The sequence below is a fragment of the Paracoccus sp. SJTW-4 genome (genome assembly GCF_047716885.1).
In the GTDB taxonomy this organism is placed as follows: domain Bacteria; phylum Pseudomonadota; class Alphaproteobacteria; order Rhodobacterales; family Rhodobacteraceae; genus Paracoccus; species Paracoccus solventivorans.
Window position 1 is genome coordinate 3,236,986 of the sequence record NZ_CP136681.1, and the last position, 16,460, is coordinate 3,253,445.

Below are 16,460 nucleotides of genomic sequence, written 5' to 3' on the forward strand. Positions count from 1 at the left end.
GGCTGGGTGTCAGCCGCCGCGCACCGTTTCGATCATCAGCGCCACGTTGTCGGGATCAGCATCCGGGGTGATGCCGTGGCCGAGGTTGAAGATATGCGGCCCATTGGAGAACGCTGCGACGATCCGCCGCGTCTCGTCCACCAGCGCCTGCCCGCCGGTGACCATGTGCCCGGGCGCAAGGTTGCCCTGCACGCAGCCGTCCTTCTGCACATGTTCCGCCGCCCATTCCGCCGCGACCGAGTTGTCCAGCGCCACGCAATTGGCGCCGGTGGCGCGGGCAAAGCCGACATAGCGCTCCCCCGCCTCGCGCGGGAAGGCGATCACCGGGATATCCGGGTGGCGCTGTTTCAGCGCGGCGATGATGCGGCGGGTGGGCTCCAGCGCGAAATCGTCGAAATCCTGCCCGCGCAGGCTGCCGGCCCAGCTGTCGAACAGCTTGACCACTTCGGCCCCCGCCTCGATCTGGGCGGAAAGATAGGTGATCGTCGCCTCGGTCACCAGGTCAATGATCCCCTGGAACGTCGCGCGGTCCTGGTCCTTCAGCGCATGTGCGGGGGCCTGCTCCAGCCCGCCGCGGCCCGCGACCATATAGGTCGCCACCGTCCAGGGCGCGCCGGCAAAGCCGATCAGCGTGGTTTCCCGCGGCAGCTCGCGCGACAGGATCCGCAGGGTTTCATAGACCGGGGCCAGGGTCTCATGCACGGCGTCAGCCGGCTTCAGCGCCGCCAGCTCGGCCGGGGTGGTGACGGTGGACAGCCGCGGCCCCTCGCCGGTGACGAACCACAGGTCCATCCCCAGCGCCTGCGGAATCAGCAGGATGTCGGCAAACAGGATCGCCGCGTCGAAGCCGAAGCGGCGGATCGGTTGCAGCGTCACCTCGGCCGCCAGATCCGGCGTGTAGCACAGCGACAGAAAGTCGCCGGCCTGCGCCCGGGTCGCGCGGTATTCGGGCAGATAGCGCCCGGCCTGCCGCATCATCCAGATCGGCGGGGTGGGCAGCCTCTCTCCGGCAAGGGCACGCAGGAGGGTCTTGGTCGGGCGGGGGGTGGGCATCGCAGTCATGCGCCCTTCATCGCAGCGGGGGGGCGGTTGTCAAGCCGCCGCCGTGGGGCTAACCCGTGGCCATGGACGCACACCCTTCCCCCGAACGCCCGTTGCGCATCGGCACCCGCGGCTCTCCGCTGGCGCTCGCGCAGGCGCATGAGACCCGCGACCGGCTGATGGCGGCCCATGGGCTGCCCGAGGCTGCGTTTGAAATCCACGTCATCAAGACCACCGGCGACCGGGTGCTGGACCGGCCGCTACGCGAGATCGGCGGCAAGGGCCTGTTCACCCGCGAGATCGAGGATGCGCTGCTGGACCGCAGCATCGACATCGCCGTGCACTCGATGAAGGACATGCCGGTGCTGCAACCGGACGGGCTGGTGATCGACTGCTACCTGCCGCGAGAGGACGTGCGCGACGCCTTCGTCAGCCGCCGCTTTGGGTCTATCGCCGAGCTGCCGGCGGGCACGGCGGTGGGTTCCTCCAGCCTGCGCCGGCGCGCGCAGCTGGCGCATCGCCGCCCCGACCTGCAGCTGGTCGAGTTCCGCGGCAACGTGCAGACAAGGATGCGCAAGCTGGATGAAGGCGTGGCGGCGGCGACCTTCCTCGCCATGGCCGGGCTGACAAGGCTGGGGCTGCTGGAAGTCGTCAGGGGCGCGATTGAGCCCGAAGAGATGCTGCCCGCCGTCGCGCAGGGCGCCATCGGGGTGGAACGGCGCAAGGGCGACGAGATTGCGGCCGGCTTGCTGGCGGCCATCGCCGACCGGCCCACCGCGCTGCGGGTGGAATCGGAACGGGCCTATCTGCGCCGGCTGGACGGTTCATGCCAGACCCCCATTGCCGGGCTGGCGCTGCTGGACGGCAATCAGCTGTGGCTGCGGGGCGAGATCCTGCTGCCCGACGGCTCGCTGTCGGTCACCGGCGAGCGCCGCGGGCTTGCGGCCGACGGCCCCGCCATGGGGCTGGATCTGGCCGAGGAACTGCTGTCCCGGGCCCCGCAATCCTTCTTCGACCTGATCGGGATCGACCCCAGCCGCTCTTCGCCTCCGGCCTAGGCGCCGGCGGCCTCGGCCGCGGCCTCCCACGCCAGCAGGATCGAGGCGTGGCGGTTAGGGAACTCTCGTGCCGGGGTCAGGGCCTCGGCCTCGGCGAACACGCCCTCGGGGGCGGGGGCGCCGCTGGTCAGCATGGCGCGGATCGCATCGCGCGCGGCGGCCAGTTCCGCCGGGGTGCGGCCGATCACCGCAGCCCCCAGCACCGCGGCCGAGGCCTGCCCCAGCGCGCAGGCCCGCACCTCTTGCGCGAACTCGGTGACCACGCCGCCCGCCACCACCACATCGGCGGTTACGGTGGACCCGCATTGCGGCGAACGGCGCGAGGCGCTGCCGGTCGGCGCCGCCAGCCGCCCCAGATGCGGGATGTCGGATGCCAGCGCCAGCAGCCTGCGTGAATACAGCGCCATCATGTCATCATCGGCCATCGCTTTTCCCCTTGGGCTCTGGCCGTTAGATAGGCACCCACAGCCGAAAGGAAAACCGATGTTCGACCCCGCCAGCCTGCGCTATGACGCAAACGGCCTGATCCCCGCCATCGCGCAGGACCACGCGACCGGTCAGGTGCTGATGCTGGCCTGGATGAACGCCGAATCAGTCGCCCGCACGCTGCAGACCGGCCGCGTCACCTATTGGTCGCGCTCGCGGCAGAGCTTCTGGATCAAGGGCGAGACCTCGGGCCACATCCAGCGGCTGGTGGACATGCGGCTGGACTGCGACCGCGACTGCCTGCTGTTGCTGATCGAGCAGACCGGCCCCGCCTGTCACACCAACCGCCGCAGCTGCTTCTACACCGCGCTGCGCGACGGCGCCGAGGTCGAGCTGATGGCGCCCGAGGACTGACCCGGCAGGGACTTCTTTCTGGCCCAAATACCCATGCGGCGCTGACGAAGGCGCCGGGCGAGAAGACTTCACCCGCCCCCGAACACCATGGCGATGATATCGGCAGGCGAGGCCCCCTGCGCCCGATACAGCGCAATCGCCCGCGCGTCGTCGCGCTTGGCCAGGCGCTTGCCGCTGTCGTCGCGGATCAGGCGGTGGTGATGATACAGCGGCTGCAGCAGCTCCAGCAGCGCCTGAAGAAGCGCGTGGATATAGGTGGAATCAAACAGATCCTTGCCGCGGGTGACCAGGGTGATCCCCTGTGCGGCATCGTCCACCACCACCGACAGATGATAGCTGGTCCCCATCCCGCGCCGCGCCAGCACCACGTCGCCGATGCCGCTGATGAAATCCGCCGCGGTCAGCTCGTGACGCTGGCCGGGCAGCACCGCCTCGTCCATGAAGCCGATCCGGTCCAGCCCCAGCGTGGCAAAGGCGCGGGCCACGTCCAGCCGGATCGCGTCGCCCGGCCCGGCCTCGGCCATCGCCCGCCCGCGGCAGGTGCCGGGATAGACCGGGCCGTCGGGACCCAGCGCACCCTCTTGCGGGGCCGACAGTGCCGCTGCGATATCGGCGCGGCGGCAGCGGCAGGGGTAAAGCAGCCCCATCGCCGCCAGCCGGTCCAGCGCCGCCGCATATTCGGGCAGGCGCTCGGACTGGCGCATGACCGGCTGCGGCCAGTCGAGGCCCAGCCAGTGCAGGTCCTCGTAGATCGCCGCCTCCCATTCGGGGCGGCAGCGCGAGCGGTCGATGTCCTCGATCCGCAGCAGGAACTGCCCCGGGTCGGCCAGCCGTGCCGCGGTCAGCGCGGCGAAGGCGTGGCCCAGATGCAGCGGCCCGGTGGGCGAGGGCGCAAACCGCGTCCGCCTGATCCCGTCTATTGCGCCGCCAGCCACGCGGAGAAATCCTGCTTGGCGCGCTCGGTATAGGCGGGGTAGCGATCCTTGCGGCCGCGGCGACCGCCGCGCGCCTCGACCGGCGGGAACAGCCCGAAATTGACGTTCATCGGCTGGAAGGTCTTTGCCTCGGCGCCGCCGGTGATGTGGTGGACCAGCGCGCCCATGGCGGTGGTGCCGGGTGGAGGCGCCAAGTCACGCCCCAGCGCCTGCGCGGCGGCCATCCGCCCGGCGAGCAGGCCCATGGCGGCGCTTTCCACATAACCCTCGACCCCCGTCACCTGTCCGGCAAAGCGGATATGCGGGCGCGCGCGCAGCCGCATCCGCCCGTCCAGCAGCGTCGGCGAGTTCAGGAAGCTGTTGCGGTGGATGCCCCCCAGCCGGGCAAAGCCGGCCTCTTGCAGCCCCGGGATCATGCGGAACACCTGAACTTGCGCGCCGTATTTCATCTTGGTCTGGAATCCGACGATATTATACAGCGTTCCCAGCGCATTATCCCGGCGCAGCTGGACCACCGCATAGGGTTTTTCATCCGGCTTGTGGGCGTTGGTCAGCCCGACCGGCTTCATCGGGCCGTGGCGCAGCGTCTCGCGCCCGCGCTCGGCCATCACCTCGATCGGCAGGCAGCCGTCGAAGTAAGGGGTGGGGTTGGGGACGGATGACTCCTCGCCCTCGCGGAACTCGGTCTTGTCGGCGGCGAGCAGCGCGTCGATGAAGGCCTCGTATTCGGCGCGGGTCATCGGGCAGTTGATATAGGCGGTGCGTTCCGCCTCGGTCTCGCCCTTGTCATAGCGCGACTGCCGCCAGGCGATTCCCATGTCGATGGTTTCGGCGTGGACGATGGGGGCGATGGCGTCGAAAAAGGCGAGCGATTCGGTCCCGGTCTCGGCCCGGATCGCCTGTGCCAGCGCGTCCGAGGTCAGCGGCCCGGTGGCGATGATCCAGTTGCCGCTGTCGGGCAGGGCGGTGATTTCGCCGCTGGCGATGCTGACCAGCGGGTGGGCGCGCAGGGTGGCGGTGACTTCGGCCGAAAACGCCTCGCGGTCCACGGCCAGCGCGCCGCCCGCGGGCAGGCGGTGGCGGTCGGCCGCCGCCATCAGCAGCCCGCCCGCCGCGCGCATTTCCCAATGCAGCAGCCCGACCGCGTTGTTCACGTCGTCGTCGGAACGGAAGCTGTTGGAACAGACCATCTCGGCGCAGTCGCCGGTGCGATGGGCGAAGGTGCCGACATGGGGGCGCATTTCATGCAGCACCACGGGCACGCCCGCCTGCGCTGCCTGCCAGGCGGCCTCGGACCCGGCCATGCCGGCGCCGACGATATGGATGGGTTCGGTCATGGGGGCGGTCTAGCAGCAGCGCAGGCGGCGGGAAAGGCGGAAGCCAGGCGGGGCTCTGCCCCGGACCCCGGGACATTTGGGGACAGAAGATGGGCCTTTCGGGCAAGGGGCAGGGCGGAACGAAAAAAGGGCGGCGCCGTGGCACCGCCCCTTGCAGTTTCGCGTGTCGGGGCGATCAGGCCTCGGCGGCTTCCTCGGCCTCGGCTTCGTTGTCGTCCGACCGCAGGCCCGAGGGCGCGGTGATGTTGGCGATGACGAAGTTGCGCTCGATGGTCGGGCGCACGCCCTTGGGCAGTTCCACGTCGTTGATGTGGATCACGTCGCCGATCTTGCGGCCGGTCAGGTCGATGGTGATCTGCTCGGGGATGTCCGAAGCGGTCACCACCAGCTCGACCTCAGGGCGCACCACCACCAGCGTGCCGCCGCGCTTCAGGCCGGGGCTGTCCTCGTGGTTGATGAACTCGACGTTCACGAACAGGTTCACGCGGCTGTTGCGGTGCACGCGCATGAAGTCGATATGCGTCGGCAGGTCCTTGACCACGTCGCGCTGGACGCCGCGGCAGATGACGCGCACGTCGTCCTGCCCCTCGACCTTCAGGTTCCACAGCGTGGACATGAAGCGACCGGCGCGCAGCTTGGTCAGCAGCGGGTTGAAGTCGAGCTGGATCGGCTGCGGGTCTTTCCCGTCGCCGTAAACGATACCGGGCACCTTGCCTGCGCGGCGAGCTTGGCGGGCGGCCCCCTTGCCTGTCCCCGCGCGTGCCTCGGCCACCAGATCAGGGATCTCTTTGGCCATAGTTATTCCTTTCAGGTTGCTGCCGGCCATCCTCCAAGGGTGCATGGCCGGAAGCCGCGCCTATACACGCGCGCGGGCGGAAAGGAAAGCGCCAACATCCGCGCAGGGGACCTAGTCCGCGCTCAGCACATGCCACACGCCGCCCCTGCCGTCCCCGGCCTTGTCGCCCGCGGCGGCATCGCCGGCATAGTAATAGACCGGGCGGCCGTCATATGCCCATTGCATGGTCCCGTCGCTGCGTTCGACCAGCGTCCAGCCCTCGCCGCGGTCGCTGCCGGCCTCGCCCAGAAACGGCGGCCAGTTCTGGGCGCATTGGTCATAGCAGGTCGAGACCCCGCCGGTATCCTGGTCATAGGTGTAAAACGTCATTCCGCCGTCGCCGGTCGCGGCGGTCTGGGCCTGGGCCCCGCCGGCCATAAGCAGGACCATCGCTGCGGCCATCCATCCCGAACGAATCGTCATCAGCGTCACTCCCCGGAGCAGCTGCATCGGAGTCCGGCCGATCAGACCGAAACGCCCCGCCTGCTCCTGCGCGAGGCATGGAACTGTCGGCCAGGCACAGGATAAACCCGGGCGGGGTGGCGGCGGATCACAGTTTGGGGATCGGCGGTCAGACGTAATCGCTGCCCCAGGTGGCGGGGACCATGACATTGTGGCGCCCGACGTTGCGGATGTCGCGTTCGCCGCACAGCGCCATGGTCACGTCCAGCTCCTTGCGGATTACCTCGAGCGCGGCGGTCACGCCCTCTTGCCCCAGCGCGCCCAGCCCGTGCACCCAGGCGCGCCCGATCCAGGTCGCGTGCGCCCCCAGCGCCAGCGCCTTGAGCACGTCCTGCCCCGAGCGGATGCCGGAATCGAGATGCACCTCGATCCGGTCGCCCACCGCCGCCACGATTTCCGGCAGCACCCGGATGGAGCTTAGCGCCCCGTCCAGCTGCCTGCCGCCGTGGTTCGACACGATGATCGCATCGGCCCCGAAATCGGCAGCGATGCGGGCGTCCTCGGCGTCGAGAATCCCCTTGAGGATCAGCTTGCCGCCCCACAGCTCGCGGATGCGGGCGATCTTGGTCCAGTCCAGCTGCGGGTCGAACTGCTCGGCCGTCCAGCTGGCCAGGTTGGCGGTGTCGGTCACCCCCTTGGCGTGGCCGACGATATTGCCGAAGAACCGTCGTTTCGTCTGCAACATCTCCAGCCCCCAGCGCCAGCGCGTCGCCAGATCGGCGATCGAGGACAGCGTCAGCTTGGGCGGCGCCGACAGCCCGTTCTTGAGGTCCTTGTGCCGCTGTCCCAGGATCTGCAGGTCCAGCGTCAGCACCAGCGCCGAACAGCGCGCGGCCTTGGCGCGGGCGATGATGTTTTCCAGGAATTCCTGATCCTTCATCACGTAAAGCTGGAACATGAAGGGTTTCGAGGTGTGCATTGCCACATCCTCGATCGAACAGATCGACATGGTGGACAGGCAGAAGGGCACGCCGGCCTCTTCGGCGGCGCGCGCGGCCTTGATCTCGCCGTCGGCGCGCTGCATCCCGGTCATCCCCACCGGCGCCAGCGCCACCGGCATCGACACCGGCAGCCCCACCATGTCGGATGCAAGGCTGCGGTTGGTCATGTCGACCGCCACCTTCTGGCGCAGGCGGATCTGCTGGAAGTCGCTGGTGTTTTCCCGGAACGTCTGCTCGGTGTAGCTGCCCGATTCCGCGTAGTCGTAGAACATCCGCGGGGTGCGCGCCTTGTGCAGGCGCTTGAGGTCGTCGATGCAGGTGATCACGGGCATGGGGTCTCTCTTGGGTCAGTCGGGCGCGCAGCCCGCGGCTTGGGGATCGGCGGTTCCGGGCGGGCAGGGCGGCAGGTCGCCCGCCGCGCCGGGGTTGAGCATGTCGCGGGCGCGCTGGCGCAGGGCCTCGGCTCGCGCGGCGGTTTCGGGGTCGGTTTCCGTTGCGGGCGTGGGCGCGGCGGCGGCCGGGTCGGTCGCGGCCAGCGCCCCGGCGCGGGCGCGCAGGGCGGCGGCGCGGGCGGCCAGCGCCGCGTCGCCGGTGACAGGGCTTTCGGGGGCGTGGCGGCGGGCCGCGGCCTGCCGGGCGCGCAGCGACGTCTCGACCGCGGACGGGTCGGCGGCGGCCTCGGCCGCGTGGGCGGGGACTGCGGGCGGCGCGTTCAGCTGCGACAGCGGCAGCAGCCGCGGATAGTCGCCGCCGCCGGGATCGCCGCAGCCAGCCAGCACCGCAAGCGCGGCCAGCGGGGCGAGTCGGCGGATGAGGGGGCGGCTGGACATCGCGGGCACGATAGAAACTGCGGCCCGGCGCGGCAAGCATGTCGGGCGCCGCGGATGACCCCGGGGGCACCGGGGGGCGCGCGGGCATCTTTCCCCAACGCGTGCCATGGCCTAGAACGGCGCCATGGCCCGTACCACAGGTTCCCATGCCGCGATCACCGGGCCGCTTGTCCGGCAGGCGGCGCTAAGGCTTTTCGCGCGGCATGGCTATGCCGCCGTCTCGATGCGTCAGATCGCCGCTGCCGTGGGCGTGCAGGCGGGGGCGCTTTATGCCTATACGCCTGACAAGCAGGCGCTGCTGGCCGGGCTGCTGGTCGAGCATATGGAGGACCTGCTTTCCGCCTGGGGCGACGGCCCCGACGCCCCGCCGCTGGACCGGCTGGAAGCCTTCGTGCGCTTTCACATCGCCTATTCGCTGGACCACGCCGATTCGGTGTTCCTGAGCTACATGGAACTGCGCAATCTTTCCCCCGACAACCACGCCGCCATCGCCGCCCTGCGCGGCCGGTATGAGGACGCGCTGACCGCGATCCTGCGCGAGGGTGCGGCGGTGGGGGTGATGCGGCTGGCGGATGCGCGGCTGACCACCATGGCGCTGATCGCCATGCTGACCGGGGTCACCAACTGGTTCCGCGAGGGCGGGCGGCTGGACCGGCAGGCGGTGGCGGACCACTACTGGGGGCTTGTCCGCGGTGCGGTGGGGGCGGGATGATCGCGCCATGAGCCTGCCGCCCGGATTCCTTGACGAACTGCGCAACCGCGTTCCGATCAGCCGGATCGTGGGGCGCAAGGTGACCTGGGACCTGAAACGCTCGAACCAGGCCAAGGGCGACTGGTGGGCGCCATGCCCGTTCCACGGGGAAAAGACCGCCTCGTTCCACGTCGACGACCAGAAGGGCTTTTATTACTGCTTCGGCTGCCACGCCAAGGGCGACGCGCTGACCTTCCTGCGTGAGGCCGAGGGCATGGGGTTCATGGACGCGGTGGCGGTGATGGCGTCCGAGGCCGGGCTGCCGATGCCCGAGCGCAGCCCCCGCGAACAGGCACAGACCGACCGCCGCAGCCAGCTGGTCGAGGTGATGGACCGGGCGCTGCGCTGGTTCCGCCTGCAATTGCAGACCGGCGCCGGGGCAGGGGCGCGCGACTATCTGGCCGGGCGCGGGCTGGAGGGGGCGGCGCTCGACCGTTTCGAGATCGGCTTTGCCCCCGACCTGCGGCAGGGGCTGCTGCGGCATCTGGCGGAATCGGGCGTGCCGGAGAAACTGGCGGTCGAGGCCGGGCTGGCCGCCAAGCCGGACGACGGCGGCGCCGCCTATGACCGCTTCCGCGGCCGCATCATCTTTCCGATCCGCGACGCCCGCGGGCGCTGCATTTCCTTTGGCGGGCGGGCGATGGACCCGAATGCGCGGGCCAAATATCTTAACGGCCCAGAAACCGCGCTGTTCGACAAGGGGCGCAATCTCTACAACCTCGGGCCCGCGCGGGCGGCGGTGTCCAAGGGGCAGAGGCTGGTGGTGGCCGAGGGCTACATGGACGTGATCGCGCTGGCGCTGGCGGGGTTCGAGGGGGCGGTGGCGCCGCTGGGCACCGCCATCACCGAGGATCAGCTGCGGCTGATGTGGCGCGTCTCGCCGGAACCGATCATCACGCTGGACGGCGACGCCGCCGGGCAGCGCGCGGCGATGCGGCTGATCGACATGGCGCTGCCGCTGGCCGGGCCGGGGCAGGCGCTGCGATTCGCGCTGATGCCGGGCGGGCAGGACCCCGACGACCTGATCCGCAGCGGCGGCGTGGGGGCGATGCGGGCGGTGCTTGACCAGGCGCAGCCGCTGGTCGAGCTGCTGTGGCAGCGCGAGACCGAGGGCCGCGTCTTCGACAGCCCCGAACGCCGCGCCGCGCTGGACCGGGCGCTGGGGGAGGCGGTGGCGCGCATCCCGGACCCCGCCACCCGCGAACATTACACGCGAGAGTTGAAAAGCCGCCGCTGGGCGCTGTTCGCCCCGCCCCGCACCCAGACCGGCCGCTTTGCCCGCCGCGATGCGGTGCCGCCGCCGCTGCCGCAGACCCGCGCCTCGGCGCTGGTGGCCACCGATGCGGGCGAGCAGCTGATCGAGGCGATGGTGCTGGCGATCTGCGCCACCCATCCGCATCTGGTGCCGCGGGTCGAATCGCGGCTGGAACGGCTCGAGCCCGCAGACGCCGGCCGGGCGGCGCTGGTCCATGACCTGCTGGCCGGAACCCGCAGCGAGGCGGGCCGCCTTGCCCTTGATTCGATCATGGCCGATCCCCATGTCCGCTCGGCCCCGGCGATCTCTCGTCCCGCGGGCGCCAGTGAAACCGCCGAACCGATGCTGTTGAACGCCCTGGACCGGATCGAGTCCCGCCGCGCCGCCCGCGAGGAACTCGCCCGCGCCGAGGCCGAGATCGAGGGACTCGCCGACGAGGGGCTGACCTGGCGCGTCACGCAATCGGCCCGGGCGCGACTCGAGGCCGACCACCCCGCGATCGGCGCCAGCGACGACCTGGGCGAGGACCGCAAGGCGCTTGCCGACCGGCTCAGCCGCGCGCTCAGCGAGGAAATCTGGCGGAAACGCCGCTGAGCGCGGCGAATCACCGGACCGAATCACCTGCCGCCGTCTTTGATCGGCGGCAGCTTTCGACTAGAACCGCCGGAATCCCGGCACCCGATTCGCCGTTCCCGCGAATCAGCTAAGAAGGAACCGCCCATGGCCAAGGACGACGACGACAAGCCGGAAGCCAAGGACGACGATCACTCGCTGGACATGAGCCAGGCCGCGGTGAAGCGGATGATCGCCGAGGCGCGCGAGCGCGGCTACATCACCTATGACCAGCTGAACTCGGTGCTGCCGCCCGATCAGGTGTCGTCCGAGCAGATCGAGGACGTGATGTCGATGCTGTCCGAGATGGGCATCAACATCATCGAGGACGAAGAGGCCGAAGAGGCCGAGGCCGGCGGCGCCGTGGTGCCGGTCTCGACCAGCCGCGAGATCGCGGTGGCCGCGCCGGAAACCGAAAAGCTCGACCGCACCGACGACCCGGTGCGGATGTATCTGCGCGAGATGGGCTCGGTCGAACTGCTGTCGCGCGAGGGCGAGATCGCCATCGCCAAGCGCATCGAGGCCGGCCGCAACACCATGATCGCGGGGCTGTGCGAAAGCCCGCTGACCTTCAAGGCCATCACCATGTGGCGGCAGGAGCTTCTGAACGAAGACATCCTGCTGCGCGACGTCATCGACCTGGAAACCACCTTCGGCCGCGCGATGGGCGAGGACGAGGACGAGGAACTGCCGGTGGACCTGCCGCTGGGCAGCGCCGCCGAAGCGCCCCGCGCCGAAAAGCGCGGCGGCGACGAGGTGGACGCCGACGGCAATCCGCTGCGCCCCGATGTCGACGAGGATGACGAGGACGATGGCCAGAACCTGTCGCTGGCCGCGATGGAGGCCAGCCTCAAGCCGCGGGTGCTGGAATTGCTCGAGGCGATCGCGGGGCATTACGAACAACTGGCCGACATGCAGGACCAGCGGATGTCGGCGACGCTGAACGAGGATGCCAGCTTTTCGGCCTCGGACGAGGATGCCTATCAGAAGCTGCGCGGCGAGATCGTGGCGCTGGTCAACGAGCTGCATCTGCACAACAACCGCATCGAGGCGCTGGTCGATCAGGTCTACGGCATCAACCGCCGCATCGTGACCATCGATTCCGGCATGGTGAAGCTGGCCGACGCCGCCCGCATCAACCGCCGCGAGTTCATCGAGTCCTACCGTGGTGCCGAACTGGACCCGACCTGGGTCGACCGCATGGCCGAGAACAAGGGCCGCGGCTGGCAGGCGCTGTTCGAGCGTTCGCGCACCCAGGTGGAAAGCCTGCGCGCCGACATGGCCGAGGTCGGCCAGTATGTCGGCGTCGACATCGAAGAGTTCCGCCGCATCGTGAACCAGGTGCAGCGCGGCGAGAAAGAGGCGCGGCAGGCCAAGAAGGAGATGGTCGAGGCCAACCTGCGGCTGGTGATCTCGATTGCCAAGAAATACACGAACAGGGGCCTGCAATTCCTTGATCTCATTCAGGAAGGCAACATCGGCCTGATGAAGGCGGTGGACAAGTTCGAATACCGCCGCGGCTACAAGTTCTCGACCTATGCGACCTGGTGGATCCGGCAGGCGATCACCCGCTCGATCGCCGACCAGGCCCGCACCATCCGCATCCCCGTGCACATGATCGAGACGATCAACAAGCTGGTGCGCACCTCGCGCCAGATGCTGCATGAGATCGGCCGCGAGCCGACGCCTGAAGAACTGGCCGACAAGCTGCAGATGCCGCTGGAAAAGGTCCGCAAGGTGATGAAGATCGCCAAGGAGCCGATCTCCCTCGAAACCCCGATCGGGGACGAGGAGGACAGCCAGCTGGGCGATTTCATCGAGGACAAGAATGCCGTCCTGCCGCTGGACAGCGCCATCCAGGAAAACCTGAAGGAAACCACCACCCGCGTCCTGGCCAGCCTGACCCCGCGCGAGGAGCGGGTGCTGCGGATGCGTTTCGGCATCGGCATGAACACCGACCACACGCTGGAAGAGGTCGGCCAGCAGTTCAGCGTCACCCGCGAGCGGATCCGCCAGATCGAGGCCAAGGCGCTGCGCAAGCTCAAGCACCCGTCGCGATCGCGCAAGTTGCGTAGCTTTCTGGATCAGTAGGACCGAAGACTGGAAATGGTGCAAAGACATGTGGTTGCTGTTGCCGGGGCGAACGGTGCGATTGTTCGCCATGCCCTGAAGGCGTGGTTGCGTGACAATCCTGACGTTCTTCCGGGCATCGACCCGACGGCAATGACATCTCATCAGCTGCGAAACATGCTGCGCAAAGCGGGCTGGCGCATGGAGATGACCGAGAGCGAGGTCATTCTGATCGAGCAGCAAATTACTGCCAAAGAAGCTGATGCACTGGTCGATGCGCTGGTGGCTGATGATGCCGAGGCAGCAGAGGATCCCGAGGATGCCGGGCTTGCCTTTGAATTGGAATACCAGTTGCGGGATTTCCTGATCGCCAACCTCGGCTCCATCAATATCGCCGGCAAACACCTTCGGCTTTATAGTGACGGAAGTGGGCGTAGCGGGCGGGAATACCCCACCGCTGTCGGCTTGGTCGACATTCTTGCACAGGACGAGAACGGCTCATTCTACGTTCTGGAACTGAAGCGTGCGCGCACGTCGGATCATGCTGTCGGCCAAGTGTTGCGATATATGGGCTGGGTCAAGGCGCATCTGGCTGGGGAGGCCGATGTGCACGGTGTGCTCGTCGCAAGGCAGTTCAGCGACTCGCTGCGATATGCTGTCTCGATGTTGCCAGATGTATCTGCGTTGGAATACGAGGTTTCATTTCGCTTGCGCGCTTCGCCAGGAGCCCCGGTGGCCTGAGTCTCTGATCCAGAGGTGCGGGAGCAAACTGCATGGCCTTCCGATGCAATAACAACGGGCTCTGCCCGGAAGCTCATGTTTCCGGGCAAGTATTCGCCCACAGGTTGCGCCGGATCGGCCGAATCTTGCCGTTCAACATCAATAATAGAATGTTAATTCTGGGCCGAATCGGGTTACCAGACGGTTGAGTGCAGTCCATGATTGCTGGTGATCCCGGTTGTCGGGTCATACCTTCGGAGGATGGCATGACCGAACGTTCCTTCGTGCTTTACCGCAGCGAAACCCGCCTGACCCCCAGAAGCGAGATCACTCGCCTGCTGGTTGACAGCGCCCGCCGCAGCAATCGCGAACAGGCGCTGACCGGCTTCCTGCATCATGACGACGGAATCTTCTTTCACTGGCTCGAGGGCGATGCCACGCCGCTGGCGCAGATGATGCAGCGGATCGCGCGCGACCCCCGGCACAGCAACCTCGTGACCCTCGCCAGCGGGCCGCTGCCGGCGCGGCGCTTCCCCGACTGCCCGATGGGGTATTCGTCGCAGACCGATTATTCGCTGCTGCGCTGGCTGGCCGACCATTCCGTCACCGTGCGCGAACATGCGGTCTTCGCTACGGCGCTGCTGTCGTTCCTTGAAGAACGCGCCGGCAGCACCGGCTGTCAGTCCAGCCGCTCGATATGGCGGGCAAAGGCGTCCATGTAGGTTTTCAGGAACTTGCGCAGGTTCTCGTCCTGGACGCTGCCGTCCTCGGCGTATTTTTCCGGCTCGAAGCGCAGGTAGAACTCGGGGTGGCCCATGGCGACCATCCCCAGCGACACCATCCGCGCCTTGAGATGGACCTGCGCCGCCGCCGTCCCGATCGCGCCCTGCGAGGCGCCGACGCAGGCCGCGGGCTTGCGGCTCCACACCGACGTGCCGAAGGGGCGGCTGCCCCAGTCCAGCGCGTTGCACAGCACGCCGGGGACGGCGCGGTTGTATTCGGGCGACACCAGCAGCACCGCATCGGCGGTGGCGACCTGCGCCTTCATCCGCTCGACCGGGGCGGGGCCGCGACCGTCCTGCCACAGGTCCTCGTTGTAAAGCGGCAGGTCCCCGATCTCGACGAAATCGAAATCCAGGCTGCCCTCGGCCACCCGGGCCAGCGCCTTGGCGGTGATGCGGTTGATCGACTGTGCGCGCAGCGAGCCGACAAGGACGGCGACGGAACGGGACATCGTTGGAACCCTTTCGACTTTGCGGGCGGAAACCGCGGTTGCCGGTTGAACCTTGGGACCAAATCGAGAACAATGGCCGGAATGCCGGGGCGATACAACGAAAATGGACCTTATCGGACAGATGTCAATTGATCCGGCCGTGGGGCTGCTGGGCTGGGTGCTGGCGCTGGTGCTGCTGGTCTGGGCGCTGGCGCAGGCACGCGCCCGCCGCCGGGCCGAGGGTGCGGCCCATGCGGCGGCCGTCGAATCCGCGGCGCTGCGCGCGGGCGACGCGGCGCTGTCCGCCCGTCTGGCCGAGCTGGCCGAGGAGCGCGACAACCTGACCGACGCGCTGCACGCCGCCCGGCAGGACATCGCTGCCCGCGACCGCGCGCTGGATGCGGCAAGGCTCGAGGCCACGCATCAATCCGCCCGCGCCGCCGCCGAGTTGCAGGCGCTCCGGCAAGCGCGCGAGGAAATGACCGCACAATTCCGCCTGATCGCCGATGAATCCCTGCGCCGGCAAGGGGCCGACCTGGAACGCACGCATCAGGAACGGCTGGCCGGGTTGCTGACCCCGTTCCGCGAACAGGTGGCGCGGTTCCAGGACGAATTGCAGGCCGGCCAGCGCGCGGACCAGGCGGCGCAGGCGGCCCTGCGCGAGCAGATCGAGGGGCTGCACCGCCGGTCCGAGGAAATCGGCCGCGACGCGGTGGCGCTGACCCGCGCCCTGCGCGGCGACAAGCAGCGTCAGGGGGCGTGGGGAGAGATGATCCTTGCGCAAGTGCTGGAATCGGCGGGGCTGGAATCCGGCCGCCACTATCGCACCCAGACCTCGGGCACCAACGGCGACGGGCGGCGGCTGCGGCCGGATGTGGTGGTGGAGATGCCGGGCGGGCGCGCGCTGGTGATCGACGCGAAATGCTCGCTCAACGCCTATGCAGAGGCCTGCGCGGCCGAGGAGCCGGGCGAACGCGACGCCGCGCTGCGCCGCCACGTCGCCGCCATCCGCGCCCATGTCGCCGAGCTGTCGGACCGCGGCTATCAGGCGCTGCACCCGGATTCCGTCGATTACGTGCTGATGTTCCTGCCGGTCGAGGGCGCCTTTGCCGAGGCGCTGCGCACCGAGCCCACGCTGATGACGCAGGCGCTGGAACGGCGGGTGGGGCTGGTCACCCCCTCGACCCTGATGCTGGCGCTGCGCACGGTCGAACATCTCTGGGCGGTGGAGCGCCGCGAACGCAACGGGGCCGAGATCGCCCGCCGCGCCGGCGCGCTTTATGACAAGCTGGCGCTGGTGGTGGCGGCGCTGGACGAGGCCGGGGCGGCGCTGGATGCCGCCCACCGCGCCCATGCCGCGGCGGTGGCGCGGCTGTCGCGCGGTCCCGGCAACGTGGTGCGGCAGGCGGAAATGCTGCGCGAACTGGGCGCGCGCACCACCCGCAGCATCGCGCTGATCCACGATGCCGAGGATGACGCCGCGGACAGGACGGCCGAGGCGGGTATCTAGTAGCTCGCGCAAGCCACTACCCAAGATCATGCGGGCTATGTATGCTGGCT

The 16,460-nt window shown here is 68.8% G+C and carries 17 protein-coding genes; 8 read left to right on the top strand and 9 right to left on the bottom strand.

Features of this window, described 5'->3' with window-relative positions; genetic code table 11:
- Positions 1-9: 9 nt before the first annotated feature.
- Entirely contained in the window at positions 10-1,053 is a 1,044-nt protein-coding gene (gene hemE, locus RSP45_RS15820; protein WP_415394092.1) for a uroporphyrinogen decarboxylase, read from the bottom strand.
- Positions 1,054-1,124: 71 nt separating this feature from the next.
- Between hemE and hemC the strand changes: the two genes are divergently transcribed.
- Positions 1,125-2,099 carry a hydroxymethylbilane synthase gene (hemC, locus tag RSP45_RS15825; RefSeq protein WP_415392669.1) on the top strand — a complete coding sequence of 325 codons (975 nt, stop codon included), beginning with the start codon at positions 1,125-1,127 and terminating at the stop codon, positions 2,097-2,099.
- Here the strand turns inward: hemC and RSP45_RS15830 are convergent.
- A complete protein-coding gene (locus tag RSP45_RS15830; RefSeq protein ID WP_415392670.1) occupies positions 2,096-2,524 on the bottom strand; it encodes an iron-sulfur cluster assembly scaffold protein in 429 nt (142 codons plus the stop codon). The genes hemC and RSP45_RS15830 overlap by 4 nt on opposite strands.
- Positions 2,525-2,582: 58 nt before the next feature.
- Here RSP45_RS15830 and hisI point away from each other — a divergent pair, with 58 nt between their 5' ends.
- Positions 2,583-2,939, top strand: a complete 357-nt coding sequence (gene hisI / locus RSP45_RS15835) for a phosphoribosyl-AMP cyclohydrolase (RefSeq protein ID WP_415392671.1) — start codon at positions 2,583-2,585, stop codon at positions 2,937-2,939.
- Positions 2,940-3,007: 68 nt separating this feature from the next.
- Here the strand turns inward: hisI and gluQRS are convergent, their stop codons facing one another.
- From gluQRS to RSP45_RS15865, 6 genes are all read right to left on the bottom strand, one after another.
- Complete coding sequence (gluQRS, locus tag RSP45_RS15840) at positions 3,008-3,850, bottom strand: tRNA glutamyl-Q(34) synthetase GluQRS (RefSeq protein ID WP_415394093.1); 843 nt, start codon at positions 3,848-3,850, stop codon at positions 3,008-3,010.
- 5 nt (positions 3,851-3,855) lie between these two features.
- Positions 3,856-5,211 carry a methylenetetrahydrofolate--tRNA-(uracil(54)-C(5))-methyltransferase (FADH(2)-oxidizing) TrmFO gene (gene trmFO, locus RSP45_RS15845; RefSeq protein WP_415392672.1) on the bottom strand — a complete coding sequence of 452 codons (1,356 nt, stop codon included), beginning with the start codon at positions 5,209-5,211 and terminating at the stop codon, positions 3,856-3,858.
- A gap of 175 nt (positions 5,212-5,386) precedes the next feature.
- Positions 5,387-6,007, bottom strand: a complete 621-nt coding sequence (locus RSP45_RS15850; RefSeq protein ID WP_415392673.1) for a 50S ribosomal protein L25/general stress protein Ctc — start codon at positions 6,005-6,007, stop codon at positions 5,387-5,389.
- Positions 6,008-6,118: 111 nt separating this feature from the next.
- Positions 6,119-6,436, bottom strand: coding sequence for a hypothetical protein (locus tag RSP45_RS15855; RefSeq protein ID WP_415392674.1), 318 nt, complete (start codon positions 6,434-6,436; stop codon positions 6,119-6,121).
- 181 nt (positions 6,437-6,617) lie between these two features.
- On the bottom strand, positions 6,618-7,781 hold the full coding sequence (locus RSP45_RS15860) for an L-lactate dehydrogenase (protein ID WP_415392675.1): 1,164 nt from the start codon (positions 7,779-7,781) through the stop codon (positions 6,618-6,620).
- A gap of 15 nt (positions 7,782-7,796) precedes the next feature.
- On the bottom strand, positions 7,797-8,279 hold the full coding sequence (locus RSP45_RS15865) for a hypothetical protein (RefSeq protein WP_415392676.1): 483 nt from the start codon (positions 8,277-8,279) through the stop codon (positions 7,797-7,799).
- Positions 8,280-8,403: 124 nt separating this feature from the next.
- On the opposite strand from RSP45_RS15865, the gene RSP45_RS15870 reads away from it, so the two are divergent.
- The 5 genes from RSP45_RS15870 (at position 8,404) to RSP45_RS15890 (ending at position 14,409) form a co-directional block, all read left to right on the top strand.
- A complete protein-coding gene (locus tag RSP45_RS15870) occupies positions 8,404-8,991 on the top strand; it encodes a TetR/AcrR family transcriptional regulator (protein WP_415392677.1) in 588 nt (195 codons plus the stop codon).
- Between the two features lie 7 nt (positions 8,992-8,998).
- On the top strand, positions 8,999-10,879 hold the full coding sequence (gene dnaG, locus RSP45_RS15875) for a DNA primase (protein WP_415392678.1): 1,881 nt from the start codon (positions 8,999-9,001) through the stop codon (positions 10,877-10,879).
- A gap of 126 nt (positions 10,880-11,005) precedes the next feature.
- Complete coding sequence (gene rpoD / locus RSP45_RS15880; RefSeq protein WP_415392679.1) at positions 11,006-12,988, top strand: RNA polymerase sigma factor RpoD; 1,983 nt, start codon at positions 11,006-11,008, stop codon at positions 12,986-12,988.
- 15 nt (positions 12,989-13,003) lie between these two features.
- Complete coding sequence (locus tag RSP45_RS15885; protein WP_415392680.1) at positions 13,004-13,708, top strand: endonuclease NucS domain-containing protein; 705 nt, start codon at positions 13,004-13,006, stop codon at positions 13,706-13,708.
- Positions 13,709-13,953: 245 nt separating this feature from the next.
- Positions 13,954-14,409 (top strand): BLUF domain-containing protein, encoded by a 456-nt coding sequence (locus RSP45_RS15890; protein ID WP_073064417.1) that lies wholly within the window; start codon positions 13,954-13,956, stop codon positions 14,407-14,409.
- On the opposite strand, the gene RSP45_RS15895 is transcribed toward RSP45_RS15890, so the two are convergent.
- On the bottom strand, positions 14,367-14,921 hold the full coding sequence (locus RSP45_RS15895; protein WP_415392681.1) for an NADPH-dependent FMN reductase: 555 nt from the start codon (positions 14,919-14,921) through the stop codon (positions 14,367-14,369). The genes RSP45_RS15890 and RSP45_RS15895 overlap by 43 nt on opposite strands.
- A 121-nt stretch (positions 14,922-15,042) precedes the next feature.
- Between RSP45_RS15895 and RSP45_RS15900 the strand changes: the two genes are divergently transcribed.
- On the top strand, positions 15,043-16,410 hold the full coding sequence (locus RSP45_RS15900; RefSeq protein ID WP_415392682.1) for a DNA recombination protein RmuC: 1,368 nt from the start codon (positions 15,043-15,045) through the stop codon (positions 16,408-16,410).
- The last annotated feature ends 50 nt before the right edge of the window (positions 16,411-16,460 follow it).

Excerpts from the sequence above, each read along its gene's own strand:
- RSP45_RS15865 (WP_415392676.1), bottom strand. The coding sequence starts at position 8,279 with ATGTCCAGCCGCCCCCTCATCCGCCGACTCGCCCCGCTGGCCGCGCTT.
- RSP45_RS15870 (WP_415392677.1), top strand. The coding sequence starts at position 8,404 with ATGGCCCGTACCACAGGTTCCCATGCCGCGATCACCGGGCCGCTTGTC.
- RSP45_RS15890 (WP_073064417.1), top strand. The coding sequence starts at position 13,954 with ATGACCGAACGTTCCTTCGTGCTTTACCGCAGCGAAACCCGCCTGACC.
- RSP45_RS15895 (WP_415392681.1), bottom strand. The coding sequence starts at position 14,921 with ATGTCCCGTTCCGTCGCCGTCCTTGTCGGCTCGCTGCGCGCACAGTCG.
- RSP45_RS15860 (WP_415392675.1), bottom strand. The coding sequence starts at position 7,781 with ATGCCCGTGATCACCTGCATCGACGACCTCAAGCGCCTGCACAAGGCG.
- RSP45_RS15830 (WP_415392670.1), bottom strand. The coding sequence starts at position 2,524 with ATGGCCGATGATGACATGATGGCGCTGTATTCACGCAGGCTGCTGGCG.
- trmFO (WP_415392672.1), bottom strand. The coding sequence starts at position 5,211 with ATGACCGAACCCATCCATATCGTCGGCGCCGGCATGGCCGGGTCCGAG.
- dnaG (WP_415392678.1), top strand. The coding sequence starts at position 8,999 with ATGAGCCTGCCGCCCGGATTCCTTGACGAACTGCGCAACCGCGTTCCG.
- RSP45_RS15885 (WP_415392680.1), top strand. The coding sequence starts at position 13,004 with ATGGTGCAAAGACATGTGGTTGCTGTTGCCGGGGCGAACGGTGCGATT.
- hemE (WP_415394092.1), bottom strand. The coding sequence starts at position 1,053 with ATGCCCACCCCCCGCCCGACCAAGACCCTCCTGCGTGCCCTTGCCGGA.
- RSP45_RS15850 (WP_415392673.1), bottom strand. The coding sequence starts at position 6,007 with ATGGCCAAAGAGATCCCTGATCTGGTGGCCGAGGCACGCGCGGGGACA.
- RSP45_RS15900 (WP_415392682.1), top strand. The coding sequence starts at position 15,043 with ATGTCAATTGATCCGGCCGTGGGGCTGCTGGGCTGGGTGCTGGCGCTG.
- hisI (WP_415392671.1), top strand. The coding sequence starts at position 2,583 with ATGTTCGACCCCGCCAGCCTGCGCTATGACGCAAACGGCCTGATCCCC.
- hemC (WP_415392669.1), top strand. The coding sequence starts at position 1,125 with ATGGACGCACACCCTTCCCCCGAACGCCCGTTGCGCATCGGCACCCGC.
- rpoD (WP_415392679.1), top strand. The coding sequence starts at position 11,006 with ATGGCCAAGGACGACGACGACAAGCCGGAAGCCAAGGACGACGATCAC.
- RSP45_RS15855 (WP_415392674.1), bottom strand. The coding sequence starts at position 6,436 with ATGGTCCTGCTTATGGCCGGCGGGGCCCAGGCCCAGACCGCCGCGACC.